Genomic DNA, 23,797 nt, shown 5'->3' on the forward strand with positions numbered 1-23,797 from the left:
AAGTGCTTTCTACACCACAATTTTTTGTCAGAAATAAATTCTGTTTTGCGCAATCTATCGCTGTAAGCAAATAATTGACTTACAAACGAATGCGCCCCCAAGCTTTCGTGTAACGCCGCCACCCCACACGAAAAGGCAAGGGACGTCTATGGAATCAGCCAGCACCGCCGTCGAGACGATTGTTCCCGATGGCGTTTTCATTTATTCGCGCACCGATCTGCACGGCACCATCGTGGAAGCCAACGCGGCTTTCGCCACCATCAGCGGCTATACGCAAGACCAGATGGTGGGGCAGCCGCACAACCTGGTGCGCCATCCTGATATGCCCGCCGCCGCGTTTGGCGACTTGTGGCGCACGCTGAAAGCAGGCAAACCGTGGCGCGGTCTGGTTAAAAACCGACGGCGCGATGGCGGCTTTTACTGGGTCATTGCCAATGTCTCGCCAGTGCGCGAGGGCGGCCAGGTGGTGGGCTATCAATCAATCCGGCTTAAACCCACACGCACGCAAATCCAGACCGCAGAGGCCATCTACGCACGGATGCGCAATGGCGATGGCAGCCTGGCGCTGGACCACGGCCATCTGGTTAAACAACGCTTTGCCTGGCTGCGGCCGCTGCGCAGTCTGCAAGGCCAGATGGGGGTGTTGGGCGCATTTTTGCTGGCGCTGGGCGGCGGTGGCGCCGTGTGCCAGGCCATGGGCGTAGATGTGGCCTGGTTGGCCTGGCTGGCGTTTGCGCTATCGGGGGCAATGGGCGTGTACGTGCTGGCGTGGTTCAGCCCGCGCCTGCATCGCGATCTGCGTGATATCGCCAGCTATCTCAACGACGTATTGTCCAGCGGCCGGCTGACCGCGCATGGCGCGGTGGAGCGGCATGATCTGATCGGCGATATCGGCCGCATGACGTACTCGTTTGTGGCGTCGGTGCGCGCCACGGTGCAATCGGTGGCGGATGCCATGACGCACGTGGCCGACGCCACCACCGACGTCGTCACCGGCGTGACCGAAATCGACAAATCCTCGCAAACGCAAAACGCGGCGATTTCGTCGTCGGCGGCGGCGGTGGAGCAGATTACCACCGCCATTCAGGAAGTCGCGGCCAACGCGCGTTTAACGCAAGAAGCCGCCGATACCACGCGCAGCGCCGCCATCGAAGGCGCGCAGCGTTCCACCCGCGCCAGCGATGAGATTACGGTGCTGGCGCAAACGGTGCAGACCGCCGCCACGCAGGTCGAGCAACTGGGCCGCAGCAGCGGCGAAATCGGCCGCATCGCCGCCACCATCAAAGAGATTGCCGATCAGACCAATTTGCTGGCGCTGAACGCCGCCATCGAAGCCGCCCGCGCCGGTGAGCAGGGCCGTGGTTTTGCCGTGGTGGCCGACGAAGTGCGCAAACTGGCCTCGCGCACGCGGGAAGCCACGGACGAGATCAATGGCCTGATCAACGTCATCCAGCAAGACGCAACGCTGGCCGTAGCGGGCATGCAGGTGGGCGTGACGCAAATGGCTGAGAGCGCCGAGCTAGTACACGACGCGCGCCATTCCTTGCAGAACATCAACGAGCATATGCAACACACCACGCATCGCGTTAACGACATCACGCATTCGTCGAATGAACAGGGCACCGCGATGACTGAGCTGGCGCAAAACGTGCAGCGCGTAGCGGCGATGAATGAGCAGAACGTGGTAGTGGTCGAGCAAACCATCGCCCGCGTGGATGTGCTGGAAAACATGCTGCAACGTATGACCAAAGCAGTAAAACAGTACGAAGTGTGATGGCGCCTGGGGTGCGTTCCCCCGAACGCTCAAGTGGAAGGCTGCGGCGCGGCCCCATGCGGGGCCATCCGGCATCCATGGCATAAGCGAATGGGCCTTGCCCCCAAACAGCCGGGGGTAACGCACCCCACGCTCAGCGACCGTAGAAGCGCGAAGGTTCTGTCACCGCCACCTGCGGTTGGTCTTGGGCCGCAACGCGGAATTCCACTTCATGGCTACCCGGCCCGGCGTGTTCTGCATCCACATGCAGCCGCACATTGACTTCGGCGCTGCCGCCCGAAGCGATATGCAGTGGCCCGCGCTGATCCACCAGCACCTTGATGCCGTCCAGCCCGCTGGCGCTGATCTTGAAGTCATGCGCGCGCACATCGGCGTTCTCGATCTGCAGCACATAACTGTTTTCCAGCATGCCGTCTTCGGCCTCGCGCACCAGCGCCACGCGTTCACGCGCGATATTCAGTTTGACCGGCGTGCGCTGCCACAGGGCCACGGCGCTGATCATCACGGTGGCGGCGATCAGTGCGGCGTAAATCAGCACGCGCGGGCGCAGCAAACGCGACCAGGCCTCGGCCGGTTTCACCTTGCCCGCCAGCAGGTTTTCAGTGCTGAAGCGGATCAGCCCGCGCGGGTAGCCCACCTTGTCCATCACGCTATTGCAGGCATCCACGCACAAGGCGCAGCCGATGCATTCATATTGCAGGCCGTTGCGGATATCGATCCCCGCCGGGCACACCTGCACGCACAGCGTGCAATCCACGCAAGCGCCCAGACCTGCCGCCTTGGCATCGGCATGTTTGCTGCGACCACCACGCGGTTCGCCGCGTGCGGCGTCGTACGAAACCACCAGCGTATCGGCATCAAACATCGCACTCTGAAAGCGCGCATACGGGCACATGTATTTGCATACCTGTTCGCGCAACCAGCCCGCATTGCCATAGGTGGCAAAGGCGTAGAACAGCGTCCAGAACAGCGCGTAGCCGCTGGCGGTTAACGTCCACATATCGTTGGCCAATGCGCGCATCGGCGTGAAATAACCAACAAAGGTCAGGCCGGTCCATAGCGAAAACGTCACCCACGCCGCATGTTTGGCGGCTTTGATCGCCACTTTGCGCGGGCTGAGCGGCGCGTTATCCAGCTTGATGCGCGCCGCGCGGTCGCCTTCAAACCGTTGTTCTATCCAGACAAAAATCTCGGTGTACACCGTTTGCGGACAGGAAAAGCCACACCACAAACGCCCGCCCACCGCCGTCCATGCAAACAAACCCAACGCGCACAGCACCAGCAAGGCGGTCAGATAAATAAAGTCCTGCGGCAAAAAGATCAGGCTGCCCACGTAAAAGCGCTGCGGCCCCAAATCAAACAACAGCGCCTGATGTCCGTCCACGTTTAGCCAGGGCACGCCAAAGAAAAACAGCTGCGTGGCCCACACAAAAAACCAGCGCCAGCGCGTAAACACGCCGCTGGTTTTGCGCGGATGAATCTTGTTGTGCCGGCCCGAGATGATCATCTCGTCAGCGGCCAAGGCGCCCGCGCCGGCGGACACATTGATCGGAATCCCTTTAAAGCTGTTGGAAGTGCGATGACTGGGCATGATGAATACAAGGTCGTGATAAAGCCGGTTGGCCGCCGTCCATGCGGATCACGCAGACGGGGCTGGAATGCTTGCCAGTGTGGTCATTTGGCGCGATCAGTAACAGAATCAGGAAATCAAAATTTTTGCGTATCAGATGAGAGCGCGTGCGGCATGAAACGCTATGAAGAAATTGCAGAACTACTGGCCGCCGATATCCGCAATGGCCAGCTCGCACCGGGCGCACGGTTGCCTTCCATCCGCACGCTGACCGCGCAATACGGCATCAGCCCGGCCACCGCCTTTGCCGCGTATTACCGGCTGGAAGAACGCGGCCTGGTGCGTGCGCGCGAACGTTCTGGCTACTTTGTGACCGGCACCGCGGGCGGCCCCAAAGCGCCGGCCGAAGCGCCACGCGCCACGCGCAATGCGCTGGTTTCGGCCGAGGTGGATATCAGCGAGCTGGTGTTTACTGTGCTCGAATCGGCGCAAGACCGGCAGATGCTACCGCTGGGTTCGGCGTTTCCGTCTCCTTTGCTGTTTCCGTTGCCGCGGCTGGCGCGCTCGCTGGCCAGCGCCGCACGCTTTATCGATCCGTGGGATACCGTCGCCAGCATGTCGCCCGGCAACAAAGCGCTGCGCCAGCAAATTGCCTTGCGCTATCTCGGCATGGGCCTGCCGCAAGCGCAGGACCAGATCATCGTGACTCACGGCGCGCTCGAAGCGCTCAACTTATGCCTGGCGGCGGTGGCGCAAGCGGGCGATCTGATCGCGATTGAATCACCGGGTTTTTATGCTGCATCCCAAGCGCTGGAACGGCTGGGCATGCGCGCCATCGAGATCCCGGTCAGCGCGCAGGATGGTCTGGATCTGGATGCGCTGGCACGCGCGCTGCAACAACATCCAGTCAAAGCCTGCTGGTTTATGACCAGCTTTCAGAACCCCATGGGCGCCAGCATGCCGTCCGAGAAAAAACGCGCGCTGGTGCAATTGCTGGAACGCTACGATGTGCCGTTGATTGAGGATGATGTGTACGGCGAGCTGTATTTTGGCCGCAGTTATCCGCTGCCCGCCAAGGCCTTTGATCGCAAGGGTCTGGTGATGCATTGCGGCTCGTTTTCCAAAACCCTGGCGCCCGGGTATCGCATAGGCTGGGTATCGCCCGGCCGCTACGGCCAGAAAATAGAACGGCTGAAACTGATGACCACGCTGTCAGCCAGCGTGCCCGCGCAAGTGGCCATCGCGGACTATCTGCATACCGGTGGCTACGACAAACATCTGCGCAAACTGCGGCACAACCTGGAAACGCAACTGGGCCAGATGAACCAGGCGCTGGCGCGGCATCTGCCGCAAGCGGTGTCGATCTCGCGTCCGCAAGGCGGCTATTTTTTATGGGTGGAACTGCCGCCGCAGTTTGATTCGCTACAACTGCAACGCGCCGCCGCCGCACACGGCATCAGCATTGCGCCAGGGCCGATTTTTTCGCCGGGACGGCAATACCGCAATTGCATCCGGCTGAATTACGGCGCGCCGTGGAGCGCAGCGTATGAGCAGGGCATGGCCACGCTGGGTGGCTTGATTGCGCAGGCGCTGGCGTAATCCACGCGCCGCCATCGGCCCGGCGCAGGATTGCAGCGCCAACCCGTTGTGACAGCCGCCAGCATTTTCAGCGATGTGTTTATCAAGCGCTCTCGCGCGCAATCACGCGGCATTGCAGTTCGTTGATGCGCACGCAATCGCCGCTGATTTCGCCCAGTTGCTGCAGGATGCGTTCGGCCGCCAGCAAGCCCATTTCGTGCGCGGGCGGCTGGATGGTTGTCAGGCTGGGCAGCAGTTTGTCCGAGAACGAATAGTCGCCGAAGCCAAACACCGCGCATTGTGCGGGGATGCGGATACCGGCGCGTTGTCCGGCCAGGATGGCGCCCGCGGCCAGGTTGTCGTTGGCAAAGATCACCGCATCGGCGCCGCGTTTGACCATCGCTTCAAAGCCCTGTTTGCCCGCTTCAAACGGGGCGGCCTGGGTGGGAATAAAAAACCACGGCTCCAGCCCGGCAGCGCGGACGATTTCGGCGTAGCCGTTGCCGCGGTCCATGGCGCTGATGTCACCGGGCTGGCTGTTCTGCACATAGGCGATGCGGCGATAGCCTTTATCCAACAAATAGCGCGCCGCGAGCCGCCCGACTTCTTCGTTGGAAAAACCCACCTGAATGGGTAAGCGCTGCGGTTGCAGATCCCAGGTTTCGACCACGGGCACCCCCGCTTGCTCGATCATCTTTTCGGTGGCCGGGCTGTGGTATTGGCCGGTCAGCACCAGCGCGGCCGGGTTCCAGCCTAAAAACGCGCGCACCGCGCTTTCTTCCTGCGTCACATCAAAGTAGCTGGACGCCAACAGCAGCTGATAGCCGTGGCGGGTGAGGGCGTCGCTAAAGCTCTGGATGGTGTTGGCGAAAATCGGCCCCGAAATATTGGGGATGACCATACCGACAATGCGCCCGCGCACCGACGCCAACCCACCTGCAATCAGATTGGGCACATAGCCCAGCGTGGCCACCGCGCCTTCAATCTTGCCGCGCAAATCGCTGGAGACCTTGTCCGGGTTTTTGAAGAAGCGCGACACGGTAATGGCCGACACGCCCGCCAGTTCGGCCACGTCGTGCACAGTGGCGCGGCCCGAGCTGCGGCGCTTGCGAGGGGCATGATCACGATCCAAATAACGGCTCCCGACTGAAGGTTGAGCATATTAACCTGACTTTTAATTCTTTGACGATCTAAAGCCAAATCTCGGACACTGCCGATGTTACCGCTAACAAGGCGGTATAAACCGGAGCATAGCAGTGTTTGGCGTGGCGCATTTTTTCTCGGTGGATAAGCAAGGACAACAGCCTGGTATGCGCACGGCTGCGGCTCGCGTCGCGTTGGCCTGCTTGCTGATCAGCGCCGCCCATAGCGCCCACGCCGCGCCTGCGCCCATCACGCTCAAGTTGTTTGTGGGCGGCAGCGCGCAACGGCCCGATTTGCTGCGCCATGTGCTGGATGATTACGAACGCAGCCATCCCGGTATCAAGGTGGAGCTGGGTGCGGGCGGCGCGACCTCCGAATTGCAACGACGCTATCTGTCCACCTTGCTCAACGCCGAAGACAGCACTTACGACGGTTTCATGATCGACATCGTCAATCCGGCCCAATACGCCGCGGCAGGCTGGATCGCGCCGCTGGAGCGTTATGTGGGCAGCGATGCCGCCAGCGCTTTAAAGAATCATCTGCCTGCGTATCGCCAGGCCGATGTCTGGCGCGGCCAACTGGTGGCCTTGCCTGCATTTAGCGACGCCATGTTCATGTATTACCGCAAGGATTTGCTGGCGCGCTACGGCATCGCCACACCGCAAACGTGGCCGCAACTGGCCGCCGCAGCACAAAAAATCCAGCGCGCCGAAGGCCAGCCGCAACTGCAAGGCTTGTCGATTCAGGGCGCGCCGATTGAAGGCGCGGTCTGCACATTTCTGTTGCCGTACTGGAGCGCCGGCCACGCGCTCACCGATGCGCAAGGCCGTTTAACGCTGGATGTGCCCAGCGCACAACGCGGCTTGCAGCAATGGCTGGATCTGGTGGGGCAGGGCGTCATCAAGCCGGGTGTGGCGGAAGTCAAAACCGGCGATACGCTTAATGATTTCAAAGCGGGCAAGGCCATCTTTGCGGTGAACTGGGGCTTTGCCTGGAACGCCCTGCAAAACGCCCCCGATAGCCAGGTCAAAGGCAAGGTTGGCGTGATGGCGCTGCCTGCGGTGCCCGGTGGCGAACGCGTCAGTTGCATGGGCGGCTGGCAATGGGCGTTGTCAGCGTTCTCGCGCCATAAAGCCGAAACCGCGGCCGTGCTGCGTTATCTGGCCGCGCCAGAAACCTCGCGCTATCTGGCGCTCAACGGCAGCTTGTTGCCGGTGTATTCCAGCCTGTACCAGGACCCGCAAATCCTGGCGCAATTGCCATGGTTGCGCGATGCCGCACAAGTATTGCAAAGCGCGCGCGCCCGGCCGGTGACGCCGCGTTATGGCGAAGTCTCCGACGTACTGCGCATGACCACCTCGGCGGTGCTGGGCGGTTCGCAAACCCCCGCCGACGGTGTCGCCGAAATCCAGAACCATCTGCAGCGAGTATTGCGCTAATGACCACGACGACCCGGGCCAGGCCGCCATCCGCTACGTTGAGCACCCCACGCACTGTGGCCCGGCCGCGCAAACTGCGCGCCCTCAATGACCAGTTGTTGGGCTGGCTCTTGCTGCTGCCCGCCGTGTTGCTGCTGGCGCTGGCCGTGGTTTATCCGGTGGCGCGGTTGCTGCATGACAGCCTGTTTGATATCCAGCTTTCTGGCGCTGCGCCGGTGCGCTTTATCGGCCTGCAAAACTATCAGGATCTGCTGGCCGATATCGACGCGCGTCGCGCGGCAGGCAACACCTTGCTGATTACGCTGATCACCGTGCCGTTGTCGTTGCTGGCCGGGCTCCTGATGGCGCTGGGGGCCAACCTGAACTGGCGGCGGCGCTGGCCGATCCGGCTGGCCTTGTTGTTGCCGTGGGCGTTGCCGATGGCGTTTTCCGGGATGATTTTTGCGTGGTTTTTTAATAGCGACCACGGCGTGGTCAACGACCTGTTGCAGCGCTTGCAGCTGCCCACCGTACGCTTTTTGCTGTCGCCGTTCTGGGCCCCGCTGTGCGTGTGCCTGGCCACGATCTGGAAGACGTCTTCGTTTGTGGCGCTGATCTTGCTGGCGGGCCTGCAAACCATCCCGCGCGAGCTGCACGAAGCCGCCGAAATCGATGGCGCCAGTCGCTGGAACCGCTTCTGGCATATCACCTTGCCGCTACTCAAACCGTCGATCGTGGTGGCGCTGATCTTCCGCACGGTGAGCGCGCTGCAGACGTTTGATATTCCCTACGCGATGACGCAAGGCGGTCCCGGCCATGCCACGCAAACACTGGCCATGCTGATCAACACCACGGCCGTCGATTATCTGAATGTCGGTTACGGCTCGGCGTTGGCGGTGCTGCTGTTTGCGGTATCGCTGGGCATTAGCGCGCTGTATCTGCGCCATGTGTATCAGGAGGCGCAATGAGCGCGTCGCAGAATAAATCGTCGCGCAACTTGCGCGCCTGGGTGGCGTTGGTGTTGCTGGTTAACGGTTTCTTTCCGGCCGTGTGGATTCTGTTTACCTCGCTTAAAACCGAGACCGAACTGACGCAGACGCCGATTACCTGGTGGCCGCACGCGCCCACGCTGGCCAATTACACGCAAGCATTTACCCAGCAACCGTTGCTGCACTTCATCGGCAACAGCCTGGAAATCGCCATTGGCTCGGCGCTGCTGACGCTGGTGGCGGCCACCGGCGCGGCCTATGCCATTGCGCGGCTCAAGCTTAAAGGCCGCGGGCTGATTCTGACCGGGCTGATTGCGGTGGCGATGTTTCCGCCGGTTACGTTGCTGGTGCCGCTGTTTGAAACCATGCGCGCGCTGCATCTGCTTAATACCGTGCTGGCGCTGATGTTGCCGTATGCGGTGATGAGCCTGCCGGTGGCCACGCTGCTGCTGGTCAGTTTCTTCAAGGACATGCCGCAAGAGCTGGAAGACGCCGCGCTGCTGGATGGCTGCAGCCGCCTGGGCGCGTTGTGGCGCGTGATGTTGCCGCTGGCCGCGCCCGCCGTGTTTACCGCCGGCATCCTCGCCTTTGTGAACGCCTGGGACGAATTTTTGCTGGCGCAAGCGCTGAACGCCGCGCCGGACCATCGCACTTTGCCGGTCGGCATCCTGTTCTATCAGGGCGAGTTCACCTTTCCGTGGCCGGTGATTTCGGCCGCGCTGGTGGTGGCGATCGTGCCGCTGGCGCTGCTGATTGTGCTGTTCCAGGAACGGGTTACCGGCGGCCTGATGGCGGGCGGTTTGAAGGGTTGATGTGGAAGATTTCAGTGGCCTGGTACTTGGCGCGGCCACCGTCGCGCAATGACAAAAAACGTAAACACACTCATGGGAAGACACACGCAATGAAGCTCGCACAACCCCGCCCGCCGCATACGCTCAGCCAGCTTGGCGCGGCGCTGACGCTGATCGCTGTTTCATCCGCGGTATGGGCCGATGATGCCCCCACCGCGCAGGTCGAATCGGTGGTGGTCACCGCCACGCATCGCCCGCAAAAGCTGGCCGATGTGCCAATTGCCGTCACCGTGGTCGGCGGCGACACGCTGGCGCAAGACAATATCAATTCGGCCGAAACGCTGACCGAAGCCGTGCCCACGCTCACTTTCCGCAAGGGCAATACCAATAAAGATTCGGCCATGAATATCCGTGGCGTCGGCACCATTTCGTTTGCCTCGGGCGTGGAGCCGAGCGTATCGACCGTGATCGATGGCGTGGTGTATGCGCGCCCCGGCCAGGCCACGCTGGACTTTCTCAACATCGATCACGTTGAGGTGTTGCAAGGCCCGCAAGGCACGCTGTTTGGTAAAAACGCCTCGGCCGGGGTGGTAAATATCGTCACCAAACCGATCGACAAAGCCACCACCGGTTATGTGGATGCCTCGTGGTTTGAAGGCCACGAAGCGCGGCTGGGCGCGGGCGTTTCCGGTTCGGTCAACGATGCGGTGCGCGCATCGCTGGCGGCCTATCTGGGTTCGTACGAGGGCAATGTCACCAACGTTTATAACGGCGATACGGTAAACGGCTACAACCACAAGGGCGTACGTGCGCGCTTTGATCTGGCCTTGCGTGATGACCTTGATGGCACCGTCATCGCCGACTGGTCGCACAACAAAGACAACGGCACCGCCGACATCATCAGCAGCGTGCACAGCACCGCGTACAACAACGCCGTGCTGCTGCCCGCGCTGGCGCCGGTGAGCCCCACGCCCACCAATCTGCAGATCAACAATGATCTGAACCCGCTGACTGAAGACACCAACTGGGGCCTGAGCGCGCAATTTAACTGGCACGTTAACGATTACACGCTGACGTCCATCACGGCGTATCGCTTCTGGGACAACTACCAGCAGCGCGATGGTGATTTCACTTCGTCTTATCCGGCCTACGTGAACAGCGGCACGGCGGCGGGCAATGTCTCGACGGCCGATCATGGCACGCTGGATTTCCATCAGATTTCGCAAGAACTGCGCATTACCTCGCCGCGCGATCAGTTTCTCGAATACGTGGGCGGTCTGTTCTATTTCCAGACCGATGAAAGCGATTGGTTTAACCGCGCGGTGGCGTCTTGCACGGCGTCCGCGCTGGCCGCCAGCAATGGCATTACGCCGTGCGCCGCGGGCTCGTCCACCTATACGCATAACGTGGGCGACGCGCAGTTTGAAAGCAAGCTGAAGAACTACGCGGCTTATGGCGATGCCACGCTCAACTTCACCAAAGACATCCGCGGCATTGCCGGTCTGCGCGTAACGCGCGATGAGCTCAGCTACAACTTTGCCCGCACCTCGACCTCGGCCACGTCCTTCCCCGGCGTTAATCCGGCGTTCAGCGCCAGCGGTTCGGATGGGCATAACGGCGTGTCCGGTCGGCTGGGTGGGCAGTACGATTTCAGCAGCAATATCCACAGCTACGCCACCTATACGCACGGCTACAAAGGTCCGGCTTATAACGTGTTCTTTAACATGCAGCCCACCGACACCAAAGCGCTGGCGCCCGAGACGTCCAATTCGTATGAAGTGGGCCTTAAATCGTCGGCGTTTGATAACAAGCTGGTAACCGCGCTGGCCGCCTGGTACACGCAATATCGCAACTATCAAGCCAACTTTTACGACACGGTGGATGGCCTGACCGTGTCGCATTTAACCAATGCCGGTGATGTCTCCAGCCGTGGCGTTAGCCTGGATTTCACCGCCAGGCCGATTGCCGCGTTAAACCTGGGCGGCGGCATTGCCTACACGCGCGCCAAAATCGATGAATTTAATTGCCCGCCACCGGCCGCCGCCAATTGCGCGGCGTCGGTGAATGGCCAGCCGCTACCGTATGCGCCCAAGTGGAAGTCGGTGGTGCGCGCCGATTACACCATCCCGCTGCACAACACCGATTACGACGTCGTACTGGGTACGTCTTATACCTGGCAAAGCGCCACCCAATACGATCTGGCGCAATCGCCCGACGGCATTCAGGGTGCATATGGCTTGTGGGATGCCAATATCACGCTGGCTAATTACGCCCAGGGCATGCGTTATTCCTTGCTGGTTAAAAACATCGGCGACAAGTACTACACCATCAGCCGGGTGCCCACCGGTACTTATGTGCGCCAGATTGCGCCGCGCGATGCCGAGCGCTACTGGGGTATCAACGTGCGTAAAGACTTTTAAGCGGCAGGAGCCACACCGATGAGCACACAACGACAAGGCCAGATGAGCCTGGGCGCCTTCTTGATGGAAACCGGCCACCATGTGGCGGCGTGGCGCGACCCGTCCACGCCGGCTAACGGCGGGCTGGATTTCAAGGTGTACAAGCAGGTGGTGCAGATCGCCGAGCAGGCGCGCTTTGATATGGTGTTTTTTGCCGATAGCGTCACCGCCTATACCGGCGCGGCGGCCGAACGCATGGCGCGCTCGGACAAGTTTGAGCCGATTACGCTGCTGTCGGCGCTGGCCGCCGTCACCGAGCACATCGGGCTGTGCGCCACCGCCACCACCACCTATAACGAGCCGTACCACGTGGCGCGCAAGTTTGCCTCGCTCGATCATCTATCCGGCGGTCGCGCCGGCTGGAATCTGGTGACGTCCGACGCCGCCAGCGAGGCCGGTAACTTTGGTCGCGCTCAGCACGTCGGTCATGCTGAGCGCTACGAACGCGCCCGCGAGTTTTACGAGGTGGTCACGGGTTTGTGGGATAGCTGGGATGACGACGCGTTTGTGCGCGACAAGGCCAGCGGCGTGTATTACGACCCGGCCAAACTGCATGTGCTTAACCACAAGGGCAAGCATTTCTCGGTGACCGGGCCGCTGAATGTGGCGCGCCCGCCGCAAGGTCGGCCGGTGGTCATCCAGGCCGGTTCCAGCGAAACCGGGCGCGATCTGGCGGCGCAAACGGCGGATGTGGTGTTTACCGCGCATACCTCGCTGGCTTCGGCGCAGGCGTTTTATCGCGACGTTAAAGCGCGCACCGAAACGGCGGGCCGCAGCCGGGATTCGATCCGCATCATGCCTGGCGTCTATGTGGTGGTGGCCGCCACGCGAGAAGAAGCGCAGCAGAAGCACGCGGCCTTGCAAGCGCTGGTGGACCCGGAAGTGGGCTTGAGTTTGCTGTCGCGCATGATCGGCAATTTTGATCTGCGCGGTGTGGATCTGGATGGCCCGCTGCCCGAACTGCCACTGACCGACAGCGGCCAGCGCAGTCGCCAGGAATTGCTGACCCGACTGGCTGGCAACGAGAATCTGACGGTGCGCCAGTTGTACGAACGTATTGCGGGTGGGCGTGGGCATTTCAGCGTCATCGGCACCGGCGCGGACGTGGCCGATGCCTTGCAGGCATGGTTTGAAGGCGAGGGCGCCGATGGCTTTAATGTGATGGCCCCAACGCTGCCGGGCGGACTGGCAGACTTTGCGGAATTTGTCGTGCCGGAACTGCAAAAACGCGGACTGTTCCGCACCGAATATACCGGCGCCACGCTCCGCGCAAACCTCGGATTAGCACGCCCATAGGGTGGGTCTCGACCCACCATCCAGAGCCATCAAGAAGAAAGCAAAATGGGCGGGTCTCACCAGCGGGTCTAGCAGGTAGATTTCCAGCTATTGCGGTTCCTCGCAATTGGCTTTGAAAGGTGGGTCTAGACGGGGACGCCGAGTCCCACCCTATGGGTAGTGGTTATGGCGAGGCAGTTAGCGCCGATGTTCGTTAAGGATCTGCAGCACCTCGGGCGACAGCGGCACGCCGGCTTGCACTTGCGGGTCGGCCAGTGCGCGCCAGTGTTCGTAGGCGGCCTTGCGGGCATCCAGCAGCGGCCACACGTCTTCGTCCGAGCCCGTGCCGGCGCGCACGCGGTCTTTGGCCTGGCGAAACGCAATCGATGCCCCGATCAGCGCTTGTTCGGCCTGCTTTAATGCTTCTGCTTCACCTTCGTTCATGCTGCACATCCCTTGCGCGGTTTTGTCCGGGCCAGCTTGTGGCTGGTGTTGCTGACCCATTGCTTGCACATTTATAGCCGCAATAGATAGCCGGGCACACTTTAACCGATGCGCGCAGCTCATGGCTGTCAGCTATGGTCGCGCTGAGATCAAGCGCACAACGCAGCCTGCTGTGGGATGACGCTGCCAGCGCGCAGCGGCGTACGGCCGATAGCGCGGTGTGCACCCTGCCACCACAATCGCCAGCATCACCACACTCTGGCCACATGCATGGGCGCTCCCTCCGGTATCCGCAAGTTTCTGGGCCAGCTGGGCCCCGGCGTGATTACCGGTGCGTCCGACGATGACCCCAGCGGCATCGCTACCTATTCGCAAGCCGGCGCGGCCTATCGCTTTGATACGTTGTGGACGCTGCTGTTTTCGTTTCCGCTGATGTACGCCATCCAGGCCATTTCGGCGCGCATCGGTCGCACCACCGGTCATGGCCTTGCCACCAATCTGCGCCGACATTATCCGGGCTGGCTGTTTTATTGCATCGTGGCGCCGATGGCCGTGGCCAATGTCATCAATATCGGCGCGGATCTGGCCGCGATGGGCGATGCGGCTGCGTTGCTGGCGGGCAAACACGGTAAAGAGGCATTTACCCTCGGCTTTGGCTTGCTCTGTCTGGCGCTGATTTTATTGGTGCCGTACTCGCGCTACGCCAATGTGCTGAAGTGGCTGACGCTGTCGCTGTTCGCCTATATCGCCGTGCTGTTTACCGTGCAGATTCCGTGGGGCACCGTCGCGCAAGCCACGCTGCTGCCGGCCATGCATCTGGACAGCAAATACATCACCGTGGTGGTCGCCATCCTCGGCACCACCATCAGCCCGTATCTGTTTTTCTGGCAGGCCTCCCAAGAAGTGGAAGAGATCCGCAAAGAACCGTTACGCGATCCGCTGATCCATGCACCCGAACAAGCGCCGGCCGAACTGAGCCGCATCCGTATCGACACGCTGGTGGGCATGGGTTTTTCGACGGTGATTGCGTATTGCATCATGGTCTCGACCGCCGCCACGCTAAACATGCACGGCGTGACCGACATCCAGACCACCGCCCAGGCCGCCGAAGCGTTGCGCCCCGTGGCCGGCCGCTTTGCCTTCTGGCTGTTTGCCGGCGGCCTGATCGGCACCGGCTTGCTGGGCGTGCCCATCCTGGCCGCCTCTGCCGCCTATGGCATCGCCGGCACTTTTCGCTGGAAAAACAGCCTGGAACACAAACCGCTGCAAGCGCCGCAGTTCTACACCGCGCTCGCGCTGGCCATCCTGCTGGGGATGGCCATGAACATCGTCCATATCGACCCGATCAAGGCGCTGTTCTGGAGCGCCGTCATCAACGGCGTGGTGGCCGTGCCGGTGATGTGGATCCTGATGCTGCTGTCGGCCAACCGCAACGCCATGGGCGACTTTACCGTGCACGGCAGCTTGCGCTGGCTGGGCTGGCTGGCAACCCTGGCGATGGCGGCGGCGGTGGTGGCGATGTTTGTGTTTATGTAGGCGGAATCAATCCACCCGTTCCAGATCCGGCAATTTCCAGCTCTTGTCAAAATAGGATTCCAGTGGCGCGTACAGGCGGAACAGAACAAAAAAGCTTTTGCCCGGTAGCGTGGGAATCCAGTTACTCGCGCCGCTGGCTGGCGGTTTGGGGCCCACGTACAAATCGACCGAGCCATCGCTGTTTTTAGCCAGATTCGCGCGCGATGATTTGTCCACCACATCGCCCGGTGCGTTGGCAAAAAACGAACGGGTGTCGGTGTCGTAGACGCTCAACGACCAGAACAATTTGGCCGGCGCGTTGGGTGGCACGTGCAGGCGGTAATTCTTGTCGCCACTCAGCCATGCGCCGTCTTTGTCATGCGCGGTGCCCAGGTAGGCCTGGCCCACGCCTGGCGTATGGGTGCTCATGCCGCGGCTGGTGGTGACGGCCTGATAGAAATAGTTGGTGCGCTCATCCAGCGGCGCATAGCTTCCGGTGTCCTGGCCCACATCAAAATTGATCAAATATTCCCAGCGGGTATCAGCGCGGTAGCGGGCGGCCGGGTCGCGGTTGGCGAAGGCGATGGACTGGCCCATCAGTTCGCCGGTGGTCGCGCCTTGCAGCAAGATCTTTTGTTGGCGCGCGTCGGGCTGGAAGGGCTTGCCTTTTTCGATGCCCAGCGGCTTGAGCATCGCCATATAAAAGCGGTCGCGCTCCTGCACCGGCTCGCGCTGCAGAATTTCGTTCAGGCTGGCCCAATACGCCGCGCCGCGCGGCGGTACCTGGCTCCATGCGCGCCCTTCCGGCCGTAAAAAGCGTGTATGCCCGGGCTGTGCGCGCTGGGCATACGGGTACATGTTAAAGCGGCTGATCACCGCCTTGGCCTTGGCCGGGTCGGCGTCCAGCGCCCGAAACGCGACGATCATGTTAAATGTGGGCACCTGCACCACGCGGTAGGTGGCGGCGTCCAGACCCTCGGGCGCGGTCTGCCCCGGCCCCAGAATCAGGTACTTGCTGCCCTTGCCATGATCGGGGCCGGTTTCGCCCATGTCGGTGACCGGACGTTGCCAGAAATCGCCCACGCCGCCCGCCGATGCGCCTTGCGGATAATCGATGACCAGTGGGCCGGTGCGCGCCAGATCAGGAAATCCGACGATATAAGGTGTGGTGGCGTTGGGGGTCAGAATGCCCAGTTTGTCTTGCACGCTGGTGTACACCAGCATGTCGGTGTCTTTGGCGCCGAACACATTGCGGTGCGCCTTTTGCCATTCGTTAAACCCGACGATGGGCAAGCCCCACAAATAGGCTTGGGTGGCGCGCTGGTAGTCCAGTTGGTCATACAGTTGGTCCACGGTGGCCTGGTCGGCGGGCAAACCTTGCTGCAGCGGGATTTTGCCGGCGGGGGTGTCGACGCTGGCTGCGTGCGCAGGTGCGGTGCTTAACACCAGCGCGGCCACGAGCGGCAGCAGGACGGGGCGGATAACGCGCATGCGGTTTTACTCCAGCAAACTTGAGAAGGGGAGCTGCGGGGCAGCGGGTTGCCTTGGCCCGGACTGGACACAACCGGGCCTGCCGCTGCCTGCACGCGCTGACGTGCCACGCCGCGCGCTGTGGCTTCTCTATAGTCAGTCGCTGTATCTCCCGCCATCCCTTAAATGTTACGAGCACGGTGACGACCTGCGCCGATCAGTGGCCGAAACCGTGGGGATAGACGGCACCATTCAGAAAGCTTTGTAGGCGGATTCTGCCTTTTTAAGCTGGTTTATCAGAATTTACTTACATGCATGAGCCGCTGCTCCGCCGGCTCAAAGCGCATTGATTACGTGCTGCCTTTGCGCCCTAAACATGTTGTAAAACTACATGAATATTGATAAAAAACAGTGTTGTATCTAGCATTGGCGCGGGTTTCAGGTGTACGCTGCTTCCCGCTCATTCGCGCACGCAAAAAGTGTTTAAAACACTTTTGCACCAGGACCGCTACTAGCCAGGCAAGATCCTGATTGCTTACGCCAGGCAAAAAGAAATATCGTCCTGTCATGCATCCGGTGCGGACTGTGTGCCGTATGTAGAGATCAGCGTAACGCGTAGGCAAACGGCCAGGCGCGGCGCGTATTAATTCAAGGTTGCGGGTGGGCTGAACCCATAGCCACGGGCTTTGAACTGCAAGGGGACTCGTATGTTTGGTGGTGCAATCCGGCAAGAAAACACGCGGCTGGGCCAGGCGCTCAGCGTTGCTTCTTCAAAGCTGAAGGCGCTGGATGCGTCGTTGGCGCGGGTCGAGTTCGATTTGCAGGGCAAGTTGCTGGCGTGCAATGACATTTTTGCCGATGTGATGGCGCTGCAACCGGGCGAGCGTCGCCACGCCGAGCTGTGCGACGCCGACTATGTGCAAAGCCGCGATTACACGGCGTTCTGGGACAAATTGCGCCGCGGCACCGCGTTTAGTGGCGTGGTAAAACGCCGCCGCATGGATGGTCGCCCAGTGTGGCTGGAAGCCACCTATAGCCCGGTGCAGGACGCCAATGGCCAGGTGGTGGGCGTGATCAAGGTGGCCAGCGATATCACTGAGCGCATCAACGAGGCGGCGCGCAACCAGGCGTTGATTGACGCAGTCAATCGCGTCATGGCCGTCATCGAATTTACGCCCGATGGTGAGATCATCACCGCCAACGATAATTTTCTGAAAACCATGGGCTACCGCCTCGAAGATTTGCGCGGTCGGCATCACCGGGTGTTTTGCGAAGCCGAATATGCGCAGACGGAGGCCTACCAGCGTCTGTGGGCCGATATGCGCGCGGGCCGCGTGTTTGCCGCCGAGATCAAACGCATTGCCGCCGATGGTTCGGTGCGATGGCTGGAGGCCAGCTACAACCCGGTGTTTGACCAGAGCGGCAAGGTGATCAGCGTGATCAAGTTCGCCACCGATGTCACCGCCCGGGTTGCGCGCAATCTGGCCGAGCGCGATGGCACCTTGCTGGCAATGACCGCCAGCCAGCAGACGTCCGAATGGGCCAGCCAGGGCATGGAAAACATCGGCAAAGGCGTGCAGATTATCCAGCGCATGTCGGGCTCGATCAGCGAGGCGGCCGATAACATGGCCGAGCTGGGCGAAGAGTCCAAACGTATTACCTCCATCGTGCAAACCATCAAAGAGATTGCCGATCAGACCAACCTGCTGGCGCTCAACGCCGCCATCGAAGCCGCGCGTGCGGGCGAAACCGGCCGTGGCTTTGCCGTGGTGGCCGACGAGGTGCGCAAGCTGGCTGAACGCACCGCGCAATCGACGGAAGAAATCGGCAAAATGGTGCGCCAGATTCAGGGCAAGACCAGCGTGGCGGTGGCCGATATGTCGAGCATTAACGATCTGGCATCCAGCAGCGTGGCGATGACCGAAGAAGTGGGCACCGCGATGTCGCAGATCAACGCAAGTGCACGCTCAGTCGTTGAAGCCATTGGGCAGCTGACGCACATGCTGCAAGAAGACCATCACGAATAGCCGCCGGCGATATTTATTCTGATCACGGGCGGCCGCGCGATTTGATAAGGGGCGGTTCCGTTGTCGGGTTTATCGAACTTTGGGTTTAAGGGCTGCCGGTCTGTCGCGGTCTGCATCACGGCGCTGGCCCTGCTGCTCGGCAGCGCCCCGGCCAGCGCGCATCCGCATGTGTGGGTTACCTACGAGGTCAGCGCCGTTTTTAAAAATGCGCAGCTGACCGCGTTGCGCCAGCGCTGGACGTTTGATGACCAGTTCACCAGCGCGGTGCTTGGCGATATCGGCAAGAGCAAGATCAAAACGGTGGATAGGGCCACTGCCGCCAAAATCCGCGCCAATGCCTTCGATAACCTGGCCAATTACCAGTATTTTCAGCACGTTAATGTCAACGGTCGGCCCATCAATCTGGGCGCGCCCACCGACTTTAACGTCAAGCTGAAGGGCGACCAACTGGTGTACGAATTCTCTCTGCCGCTTAACCCACCGGTTAATCCGCGCCTGGTGCAGGTGACGCTGGGCTTATGGGACAGCAGCTTCTTTGTCGATTACGAGCCGGATAACCCCAAGGCCGTGACCACCAGCGGCGACGGCGCCAACGGCTGCGTGCTCAGCAGCAGCGAAGACCGCGCGCATCCCATTTTCTACGGCACGATCAACCCACTGGTATGGAAACTCAGTTGCTAATCGCCTGGCGTATGTCTCTGTTATGGATCACGCGGTGGACGCTGTGCGCTTTGCTGCTGGGGGGTGCAGGCGCGGCGTGGGCTGCGCCGGCGCTGGATTATTTTGGCCGGCCGCTGGCGGCATCGGCGCCGGCCGCTTCGGTGGCGGCCTCGGCTTCTGCGCCAGCACCGGCGGCAACGCAGCCGCAGCCCGAAACGCAAACGCACTGGAGCATCCCCGCGCCCATCCAGCACGCGCTGGCGACTGCCATCCGCTGGCAAAGCCGCCTGAACGCGCAGCTGACCCAGCAAGCCAAAGCCGCGCGCGACGGCCATACCTGGGCGGCGGTGCAGGGCATGATCTTGCTGTCGTTTCTGTACGGCGTGCTGCACGCCATCGGGCCTGGCCACGGCAAGATTGTGATTAGCGGCTATTTTGTGTCGCAGCGCGCACGCGTGTCGCACGGCTTGTTGATGAGCGCGACGGCCGCGCTGATGCAGGCGCTGGTAGCGATTGCCCTGGTGGGCGTGCTGGCGGCGCTGTCGGGCGCAACGGCGCAAACCATCATTGGCCATGCCGCGTCGCTGGAAATGGTTAGCTATGCCGCGATTGCCGCGCTGGGCCTGGTGATGCTGAACCGGCTACGCCAAGGCCAGGATGCCTGCGGGCATGATCACAGCAAAGACAGCGGCGGCAGCGCGGCATTGCGACCGCGTCGCAATGCCGCCGCAACGGGCGCACGCCGAGCGCTGGGCCAACCGGCCTATCGCGTAGTTAACCAGCCGCATACGCTGGCCACGCTGTTGCTGACCGGCGGCGCAGTGGGCTTGCGGCCGTGTTCGGGCGCGATTCTGGTGCTGCTGTTTTGTCTGGCCAACGGCATTTTTATGGTGGGCGTAATCGCAGCGCTGGCGATGGCGGCGGGCGTGGCCATCACCGTATCGGCCATCAGCCTGGGCGCGTTGGGGGCGCAGCGCATGCTGGCGGGCCGCGCGGCGTCGCTACGGTGGCGACGACGTTTGTCGTGGGCGGGCGCCATCGTGATCACCTTGTTTGGACTGCTACAGGCGCTGCTGTTGGCGCTCGGCCTGGTACTGCCGAGCGCCGCCTGATGCGGATGGTGTGACGACTTAAAACGTGGTGGTGACGCCCGCGTAATAGCTACGGCGCGCGCCATATTGCGGCGCGCCCACGCCTACGCCCGAGCCATCGCGCAGCAGATAGCTTTTATCAAACAGATTCAGCACCGCCAGACGCCCTTCGATTTCGCCCGCCGCGTATTTCCACGTGTGGGTGAGCGTGCCGTTGACCACGGTGTAATGTGGCAGGGCGCTGCTATTAGGCGCGCCGCCATCGGGCGTATTGCGCAAGCCGCTGCCAAACAAAAAATCCCCACCGATACTGCTCGCGCCATAGCGATAACTGAGGCCGCCCGACAAGGTATAGGTCTGGTCATGGTCCAGATAGATCTGGTGATTGGCGATATAAGCCAATTCATCCGGATCAAACAGCGCCTGGCCCGAGACGATATGCTTGCCTTTAGCTTGCTGATACGCGGCATTTAAATAGCCAGTCCAGTTGTCTTTATTAAATGTGCTGGATAGCTCTACCCCCTGGGCATAACCTTCAGCGTAATTGAATGGCGATAAAATCAGCGCCTGGCCAAACTGGCCTTCATCCAGCAGATTGCGGATATGTTTGTAATACGCATCCGCCGCCACGGTGATTGCCGGGCTCACTACATGGCTGATTCCGATATCGTAATAGCTGGTGCGTTCGGCCTTCACCGGGTCCGAAGTACTGATTGCGGCCTGATTGGTGGTGCCGTTATATAGCGCAATGCTGTCTTGCGCCGCCAGTTCTTGCGGTGGCGGCGTGAAATAGCGCGAGAAGCCAGCATGCACGGCAGTGGCGTCGCTCAGCTTATAAGCCACATTAACGCGCGGGCTGAATTGCTGTTCCTGGGTAAACGCTGCCACGTGGTCATAGCGCACGCCGTAGTTAACCGTTAATGCCGGATCGATCCGCCATTCATCCTGCACATACACGCTGGCCAGCGTGCCGGTTTTGCCCGAGTTATCGCTTACCGTAAACGGGATATCGCTGCTTTGCGCGCCGTCTTCGTCAGTACTGAACACGCTCACGCTGTTATTGCTGGCGGTTTGTTGTCGTTGCAGCAAAGCGCCCAGACGCACGGTATGCGCGGCATTCAGGGCATAACTGGCATCGGCTTGCAGCCCGTTGGCGCTATTGCTGCGCCGCGTATCCGAGGCCACGCCGTTATAAATCAGGTCGCCGATTGCATCTGGCGAAAAATGCAGATCGGAATATTGATGGAATGCGGAAATCTGCCCATCCATGCGTTCGAATTGCTTTTGCCATGTAGCAACAAAGAAGCGAGTGGATTCGTGTTGTTGTTCATTGACCTGGCTCGATGGATAAAGATTGAAACCGGTGGCGGGGTCGGCATAACCCGCCAAGGCAAAAGCCGCATCCTGATCGGGATTGGTGGGGATTTGATAACGGCCGTTATAGGTGCCAAATAAAAAGCCCAGCCGTGTGCTGTCATCCACAAAATATTGCAGATCGCCAAAGCTGCGGCTTTGCCGCGTGTCATCGTGGTCGGCATTGCGGCTGTCAGTCGGGTTTTCGATGCCGGCCGAATTGCGGTTATAGCTGCCCGATAAATAATAATTAAGCCGACCGGCCGAGCCATATAAGGCCAGACTGGGTTCCAGCGTGTCATGGCTGCCCACCAGCATGCCGATGCTGCCACCGGGTTTAACGCTACCGCTTTTAGTCTGGATATCCACCACGCCCGCTGTGCGCAAACCATATTGCGCGGGCAATGCGCCGGTTAAAAAATCAATACGGTCGACATACCGGGTATCGATGCTGGCGCCAAAGCCGGCAATCGATTCGGGCAATTGCACGCCATCAATCCGGTATTGCACATCGCCATGATCGTCGCGCGCATGCAGGCCGCCCGACGCTTTGGAATCTTTATCCACGCCGGGCAGGCGCAATAACAGTTCGTCCAGCGGCGTGGCATCGCCTTGGCCCAGGCCGTCGATCAAACCTTGATCCAGCGTATAGACCGTCGTGCCGACCTTGGGCGATAAGCCGATGCGCGCATTTTTGAGCCGGGTGGCGGTGACATCGACGCGTTCGACATTCTGCGCGGCGGCCTCGTCGGCGGCGCTGTCGGCGGCGTGGGCCATGGCGTTAAACGACAAACCAGCCAGCAGCGCGGCCAGCGGGCGAAGGGTGGGAAAGGGCATGGGGGCAGTCCTGAATATTCTTGTTGATGGCGGGCGACGCCGGGGGAGGGCGTCTACTAATGCAACAATGTTGCATTTGGCGCATGGTAACGGGATATCGACGAAATGCAACATTGTTGCATTTGGCTGGACTGCGCCCGGCAGACGCAAAAAAGCCCGCAATGCAGCGCTGCAATGCGGGCTTCGGTAACGCAAATGGCGGTTAGCGGGTGAGCGGCAAGACGTTGTCGGTCAGCACCTTGTATTGCGCGTCCACCATGGTGCGATTGGGATCATGCCCGGTGCGCACCAGCAATACCCACAGCTTTTGCGGCGCGGTAATGCTGTCGAACCAGGCTTTGCTGACCTCGGGCGGCGTGACCAGATCATCCTCGCCCTGGATCAGAAACACCGGCATCGCAAATGTATGCGCGCTCTGGCGCAAATCCAGTCCGGCCTGCATGCCATCGCCGTGGCGGCCCACAAATTGCAGATAGGAATAATCCTCGCCCGTTGCTTCATCGGCGCGCGCCTGCTTGCTGTCGTATTCGGCAGCGCGCTTCCACCAGTCCAGCGGCGCGGCGGCGGTGACTTTGTTTTCATAAATGCGCGTTACACGCCGGAAAATGCCAAAGCTATGCGGATCAGTCCATGGCGGCGCGCCAATCTGCTTGAGCCTGGCGCGGCTGTCGGCGTCGTCGGCGATGTTCAGCAGCTTTTGATAGCCCGCCGCCATGTCAGCCGTGCCGCTGACCAACTGCGCGCTGCCCACATAGGCGCTGTACAGCTCGGGCCGCGTTTGCGCCATCTGCACCGCCACGGCCGAACCCCAGGAACTGCCAAACAGGATCACTTTCTTTTGCTGCAGATGCGTTTGCAACCAGGCGCTCAGCGCCACACCGTCATCGGCCAGTTGCTGCAAGGTCAGCGGCGTGTCGTCGCTGAGCGGATTGCGGCCAAAGGTTTTGCCTGCGCCGCGCTGATCCCATTGCACCAGCGTAAATTTGCCGCGCCACGGGCCATAGATGCGCTCGGCAAACGGCGTCAGCGGATTGCCCGGCCCGCCGTGCACCATCTGCACAACCGGATTACGACAATCGTCGCCATCGATGGTCACCCATTGCTCGATGCCATTGATGGGCACAAAGCGCGCTTCATGGATCGGTGCGCCAGTAGTCGGGCAGTGGGCGACATCGGCCGCAGGCGCGGCAAAGGTTGGGACCGCCAGCAACAGCGGACCCAGGCGGAGGGCAAGTCGAACAAGCGGCACAGGCAAGCGCATGGCGGGTTCCGGCAATCAAGATGGCGGTCAAGTTAGCACAATGCCATGCTGCATTCAGGCAGCCAGACGCGCTTTTGCAATACCGACCTACGCTGACTGCCTGCAGCGGCTGACAAACCGGCGTGGCCTTCGGGGCGATGAT

18 protein-coding genes are annotated in these 23,797 nt (G+C 61.0%); 11 read left to right on the plus strand and 7 right to left on the minus strand.

The annotated features are described in order from the left end of the window. The first annotated feature begins 148 nt into the window (after positions 1-148). Positions 149-1,774, plus strand: coding sequence for a methyl-accepting chemotaxis protein (locus tag WG78_RS06105; RefSeq protein ID WP_053936897.1), 1,626 nt, complete (start codon positions 149-151; stop codon positions 1,772-1,774). Positions 1,775-1,907: 133 nt separating this feature from the next. Here the strand turns inward: WG78_RS06105 and ccoG are convergent, their stop codons facing one another. Beyond that, the gene (gene ccoG, locus WG78_RS06110) at positions 1,908-3,365 is read right to left on the minus strand and encodes a cytochrome c oxidase accessory protein CcoG (RefSeq protein ID WP_083458803.1); all 1,458 of its coding nucleotides are present in this window, start codon (positions 3,363-3,365) and stop codon (positions 1,908-1,910) included. Between the two features lie 153 nt (positions 3,366-3,518). On the opposite strand from ccoG, the gene WG78_RS06115 reads away from it, so the two are divergent. Next, positions 3,519-4,943 (plus strand): aminotransferase-like domain-containing protein, encoded by a 1,425-nt coding sequence (locus WG78_RS06115; RefSeq protein ID WP_053936898.1) that lies wholly within the window; start codon positions 3,519-3,521, stop codon positions 4,941-4,943. An 82-nt stretch (positions 4,944-5,025) separates the two neighbouring features. Here WG78_RS06115 and WG78_RS06120 read toward each other — a convergent pair whose 3' ends face one another. Then, positions 5,026-6,054: a LacI family DNA-binding transcriptional regulator gene (locus WG78_RS06120; protein WP_053936899.1), complete on the minus strand. Its 1,029-nt coding sequence runs from the start codon at positions 6,052-6,054 to the stop codon at positions 5,026-5,028. Between the two features lie 178 nt (positions 6,055-6,232). Here WG78_RS06120 and WG78_RS06125 point away from each other — a divergent pair, with 178 nt between their 5' ends. The 3 genes from WG78_RS06125 to WG78_RS06135 are packed head-to-tail and all read left to right on the plus strand — an operon-like array spanning position 6,233 to position 9,284. Beyond that, positions 6,233-7,504, plus strand: a complete 1,272-nt coding sequence (locus tag WG78_RS06125; protein WP_053936900.1) for an ABC transporter substrate-binding protein — start codon at positions 6,233-6,235, stop codon at positions 7,502-7,504. A 38-nt stretch (positions 7,505-7,542) separates the two neighbouring features. After that, the gene (locus WG78_RS06130) at positions 7,543-8,451 is read left to right on the plus strand and encodes a carbohydrate ABC transporter permease (RefSeq protein WP_053936901.1); all 909 of its coding nucleotides are present in this window, start codon (positions 7,543-7,545) and stop codon (positions 8,449-8,451) included. After that, the gene (locus tag WG78_RS06135; RefSeq protein WP_053936902.1) at positions 8,448-9,284 is read left to right on the plus strand and encodes a carbohydrate ABC transporter permease; all 837 of its coding nucleotides are present in this window, start codon (positions 8,448-8,450) and stop codon (positions 9,282-9,284) included. Before WG78_RS06130 ends, WG78_RS06135 begins: the two co-directional genes overlap by 4 nt. A 70-nt stretch (positions 9,285-9,354) precedes the next feature. Here WG78_RS06135 and WG78_RS23360 read toward each other — a convergent pair whose 3' ends face one another. Further along, positions 9,355-9,630, minus strand: a complete 276-nt coding sequence (locus tag WG78_RS23360; protein ID WP_373278973.1) for a hypothetical protein — start codon at positions 9,628-9,630, stop codon at positions 9,355-9,357. Between WG78_RS23360 and WG78_RS06140 the strand changes: the two genes are divergently transcribed. Together WG78_RS06140 and WG78_RS06145 are read left to right on the plus strand one after the other, a co-directional pair. Continuing rightward, positions 9,536-11,683: a TonB-dependent receptor gene (locus WG78_RS06140; protein WP_373278974.1), complete on the plus strand. Its 2,148-nt coding sequence runs from the start codon at positions 9,536-9,538 to the stop codon at positions 11,681-11,683. The genes WG78_RS23360 and WG78_RS06140 overlap by 95 nt on opposite strands. An 18-nt stretch (positions 11,684-11,701) precedes the next feature. Then, entirely contained in the window at positions 11,702-13,018 is a 1,317-nt protein-coding gene (locus WG78_RS06145) for an LLM class flavin-dependent oxidoreductase (protein ID WP_053936904.1), read from the plus strand. Between the two features lie 177 nt (positions 13,019-13,195). Here the strand turns inward: WG78_RS06145 and WG78_RS06150 are convergent, their stop codons facing one another. Further along, a complete protein-coding gene (locus WG78_RS06150; RefSeq protein WP_152969084.1) occupies positions 13,196-13,441 on the minus strand; it encodes a hypothetical protein in 246 nt (81 codons plus the stop codon). Positions 13,442-13,711: 270 nt separating this feature from the next. Between WG78_RS06150 and WG78_RS06155 the strand changes: the two genes are divergently transcribed. Further along, positions 13,712-14,977 (plus strand): NRAMP family divalent metal transporter, encoded by a 1,266-nt coding sequence (locus tag WG78_RS06155; protein ID WP_053936906.1) that lies wholly within the window; start codon positions 13,712-13,714, stop codon positions 14,975-14,977. A gap of 6 nt (positions 14,978-14,983) precedes the next feature. On the opposite strand, the gene WG78_RS06160 is transcribed toward WG78_RS06155, so the two are convergent. Further along, positions 14,984-16,447, minus strand: a complete 1,464-nt coding sequence (locus tag WG78_RS06160) for a DUF1254 domain-containing protein (protein WP_083458806.1) — start codon at positions 16,445-16,447, stop codon at positions 14,984-14,986. Positions 16,448-17,133: 686 nt separating this feature from the next. On the opposite strand from WG78_RS06160, the gene WG78_RS23305 reads away from it, so the two are divergent. From WG78_RS23305 to WG78_RS06175, 3 genes are read left to right on the plus strand one after another with little or no spacing between them, the layout of a single operon-like run. Continuing rightward, entirely contained in the window at positions 17,134-18,453 is a 1,320-nt protein-coding gene (locus WG78_RS23305) for a methyl-accepting chemotaxis protein (protein WP_053936907.1), read from the plus strand. A gap of 60 nt (positions 18,454-18,513) precedes the next feature. Next, the gene (locus WG78_RS06170; protein ID WP_053936908.1) at positions 18,514-19,134 is read left to right on the plus strand and encodes a DUF1007 family protein; all 621 of its coding nucleotides are present in this window, start codon (positions 18,514-18,516) and stop codon (positions 19,132-19,134) included. 11 nt (positions 19,135-19,145) lie between these two features. Then, entirely contained in the window at positions 19,146-20,225 is a 1,080-nt protein-coding gene (locus tag WG78_RS06175; RefSeq protein WP_152969085.1) for a nickel/cobalt transporter, read from the plus strand. Between the two features lie 18 nt (positions 20,226-20,243). Here WG78_RS06175 and WG78_RS06180 read toward each other — a convergent pair whose 3' ends face one another. Together WG78_RS06180 and WG78_RS06185 are read right to left on the minus strand one after the other, a co-directional pair. Then, complete coding sequence (locus WG78_RS06180; RefSeq protein ID WP_053936910.1) at positions 20,244-22,394, minus strand: TonB-dependent receptor; 2,151 nt, start codon at positions 22,392-22,394, stop codon at positions 20,244-20,246. A 202-nt stretch (positions 22,395-22,596) separates the two neighbouring features. After that, the gene (locus tag WG78_RS06185) at positions 22,597-23,655 is read right to left on the minus strand and encodes an alpha/beta hydrolase (protein ID WP_083458826.1); all 1,059 of its coding nucleotides are present in this window, start codon (positions 23,653-23,655) and stop codon (positions 22,597-22,599) included. Positions 23,656-23,797 lie beyond the last annotated feature (142 nt).

This window comes from Amantichitinum ursilacus, from assembly GCF_001294205.1.
GTDB classification, from domain to species: domain Bacteria; phylum Pseudomonadota; class Gammaproteobacteria; order Burkholderiales; family Chitinibacteraceae; genus Amantichitinum; species Amantichitinum ursilacus.

Excerpts from the sequence above, each read along its gene's own strand:
- WG78_RS06145 (WP_053936904.1), top strand. The coding sequence starts at position 11,702 with ATGAGCACACAACGACAAGGCCAGATGAGCCTGGGCGCCTTCTTGATG.
- ccoG (WP_083458803.1), bottom strand. The coding sequence starts at position 3,365 with ATGCCCAGTCATCGCACTTCCAACAGCTTTAAAGGGATTCCGATCAAT.
- WG78_RS06155 (WP_053936906.1), top strand. The coding sequence starts at position 13,712 with ATGGGCGCTCCCTCCGGTATCCGCAAGTTTCTGGGCCAGCTGGGCCCC.
- WG78_RS23305 (WP_053936907.1), top strand. The coding sequence starts at position 17,134 with ATGTTTGGTGGTGCAATCCGGCAAGAAAACACGCGGCTGGGCCAGGCG.
- WG78_RS06185 (WP_083458826.1), bottom strand. The coding sequence starts at position 23,655 with ATGCGCTTGCCTGTGCCGCTTGTTCGACTTGCCCTCCGCCTGGGTCCG.
- WG78_RS06160 (WP_083458806.1), bottom strand. The coding sequence starts at position 16,447 with ATGCGCGTTATCCGCCCCGTCCTGCTGCCGCTCGTGGCCGCGCTGGTG.
- WG78_RS06135 (WP_053936902.1), top strand. The coding sequence starts at position 8,448 with ATGAGCGCGTCGCAGAATAAATCGTCGCGCAACTTGCGCGCCTGGGTG.
- WG78_RS06105 (WP_053936897.1), top strand. The coding sequence starts at position 149 with ATGGAATCAGCCAGCACCGCCGTCGAGACGATTGTTCCCGATGGCGTT.
- WG78_RS06150 (WP_152969084.1), bottom strand. The coding sequence starts at position 13,441 with ATGAACGAAGGTGAAGCAGAAGCATTAAAGCAGGCCGAACAAGCGCTG.
- WG78_RS06180 (WP_053936910.1), bottom strand. The coding sequence starts at position 22,394 with ATGCCCTTTCCCACCCTTCGCCCGCTGGCCGCGCTGCTGGCTGGTTTG.
- WG78_RS06175 (WP_152969085.1), top strand. The coding sequence starts at position 19,146 with ATGTCTCTGTTATGGATCACGCGGTGGACGCTGTGCGCTTTGCTGCTG.
- WG78_RS06115 (WP_053936898.1), top strand. The coding sequence starts at position 3,519 with ATGAAACGCTATGAAGAAATTGCAGAACTACTGGCCGCCGATATCCGC.
- WG78_RS06125 (WP_053936900.1), top strand. The coding sequence starts at position 6,233 with ATGCGCACGGCTGCGGCTCGCGTCGCGTTGGCCTGCTTGCTGATCAGC.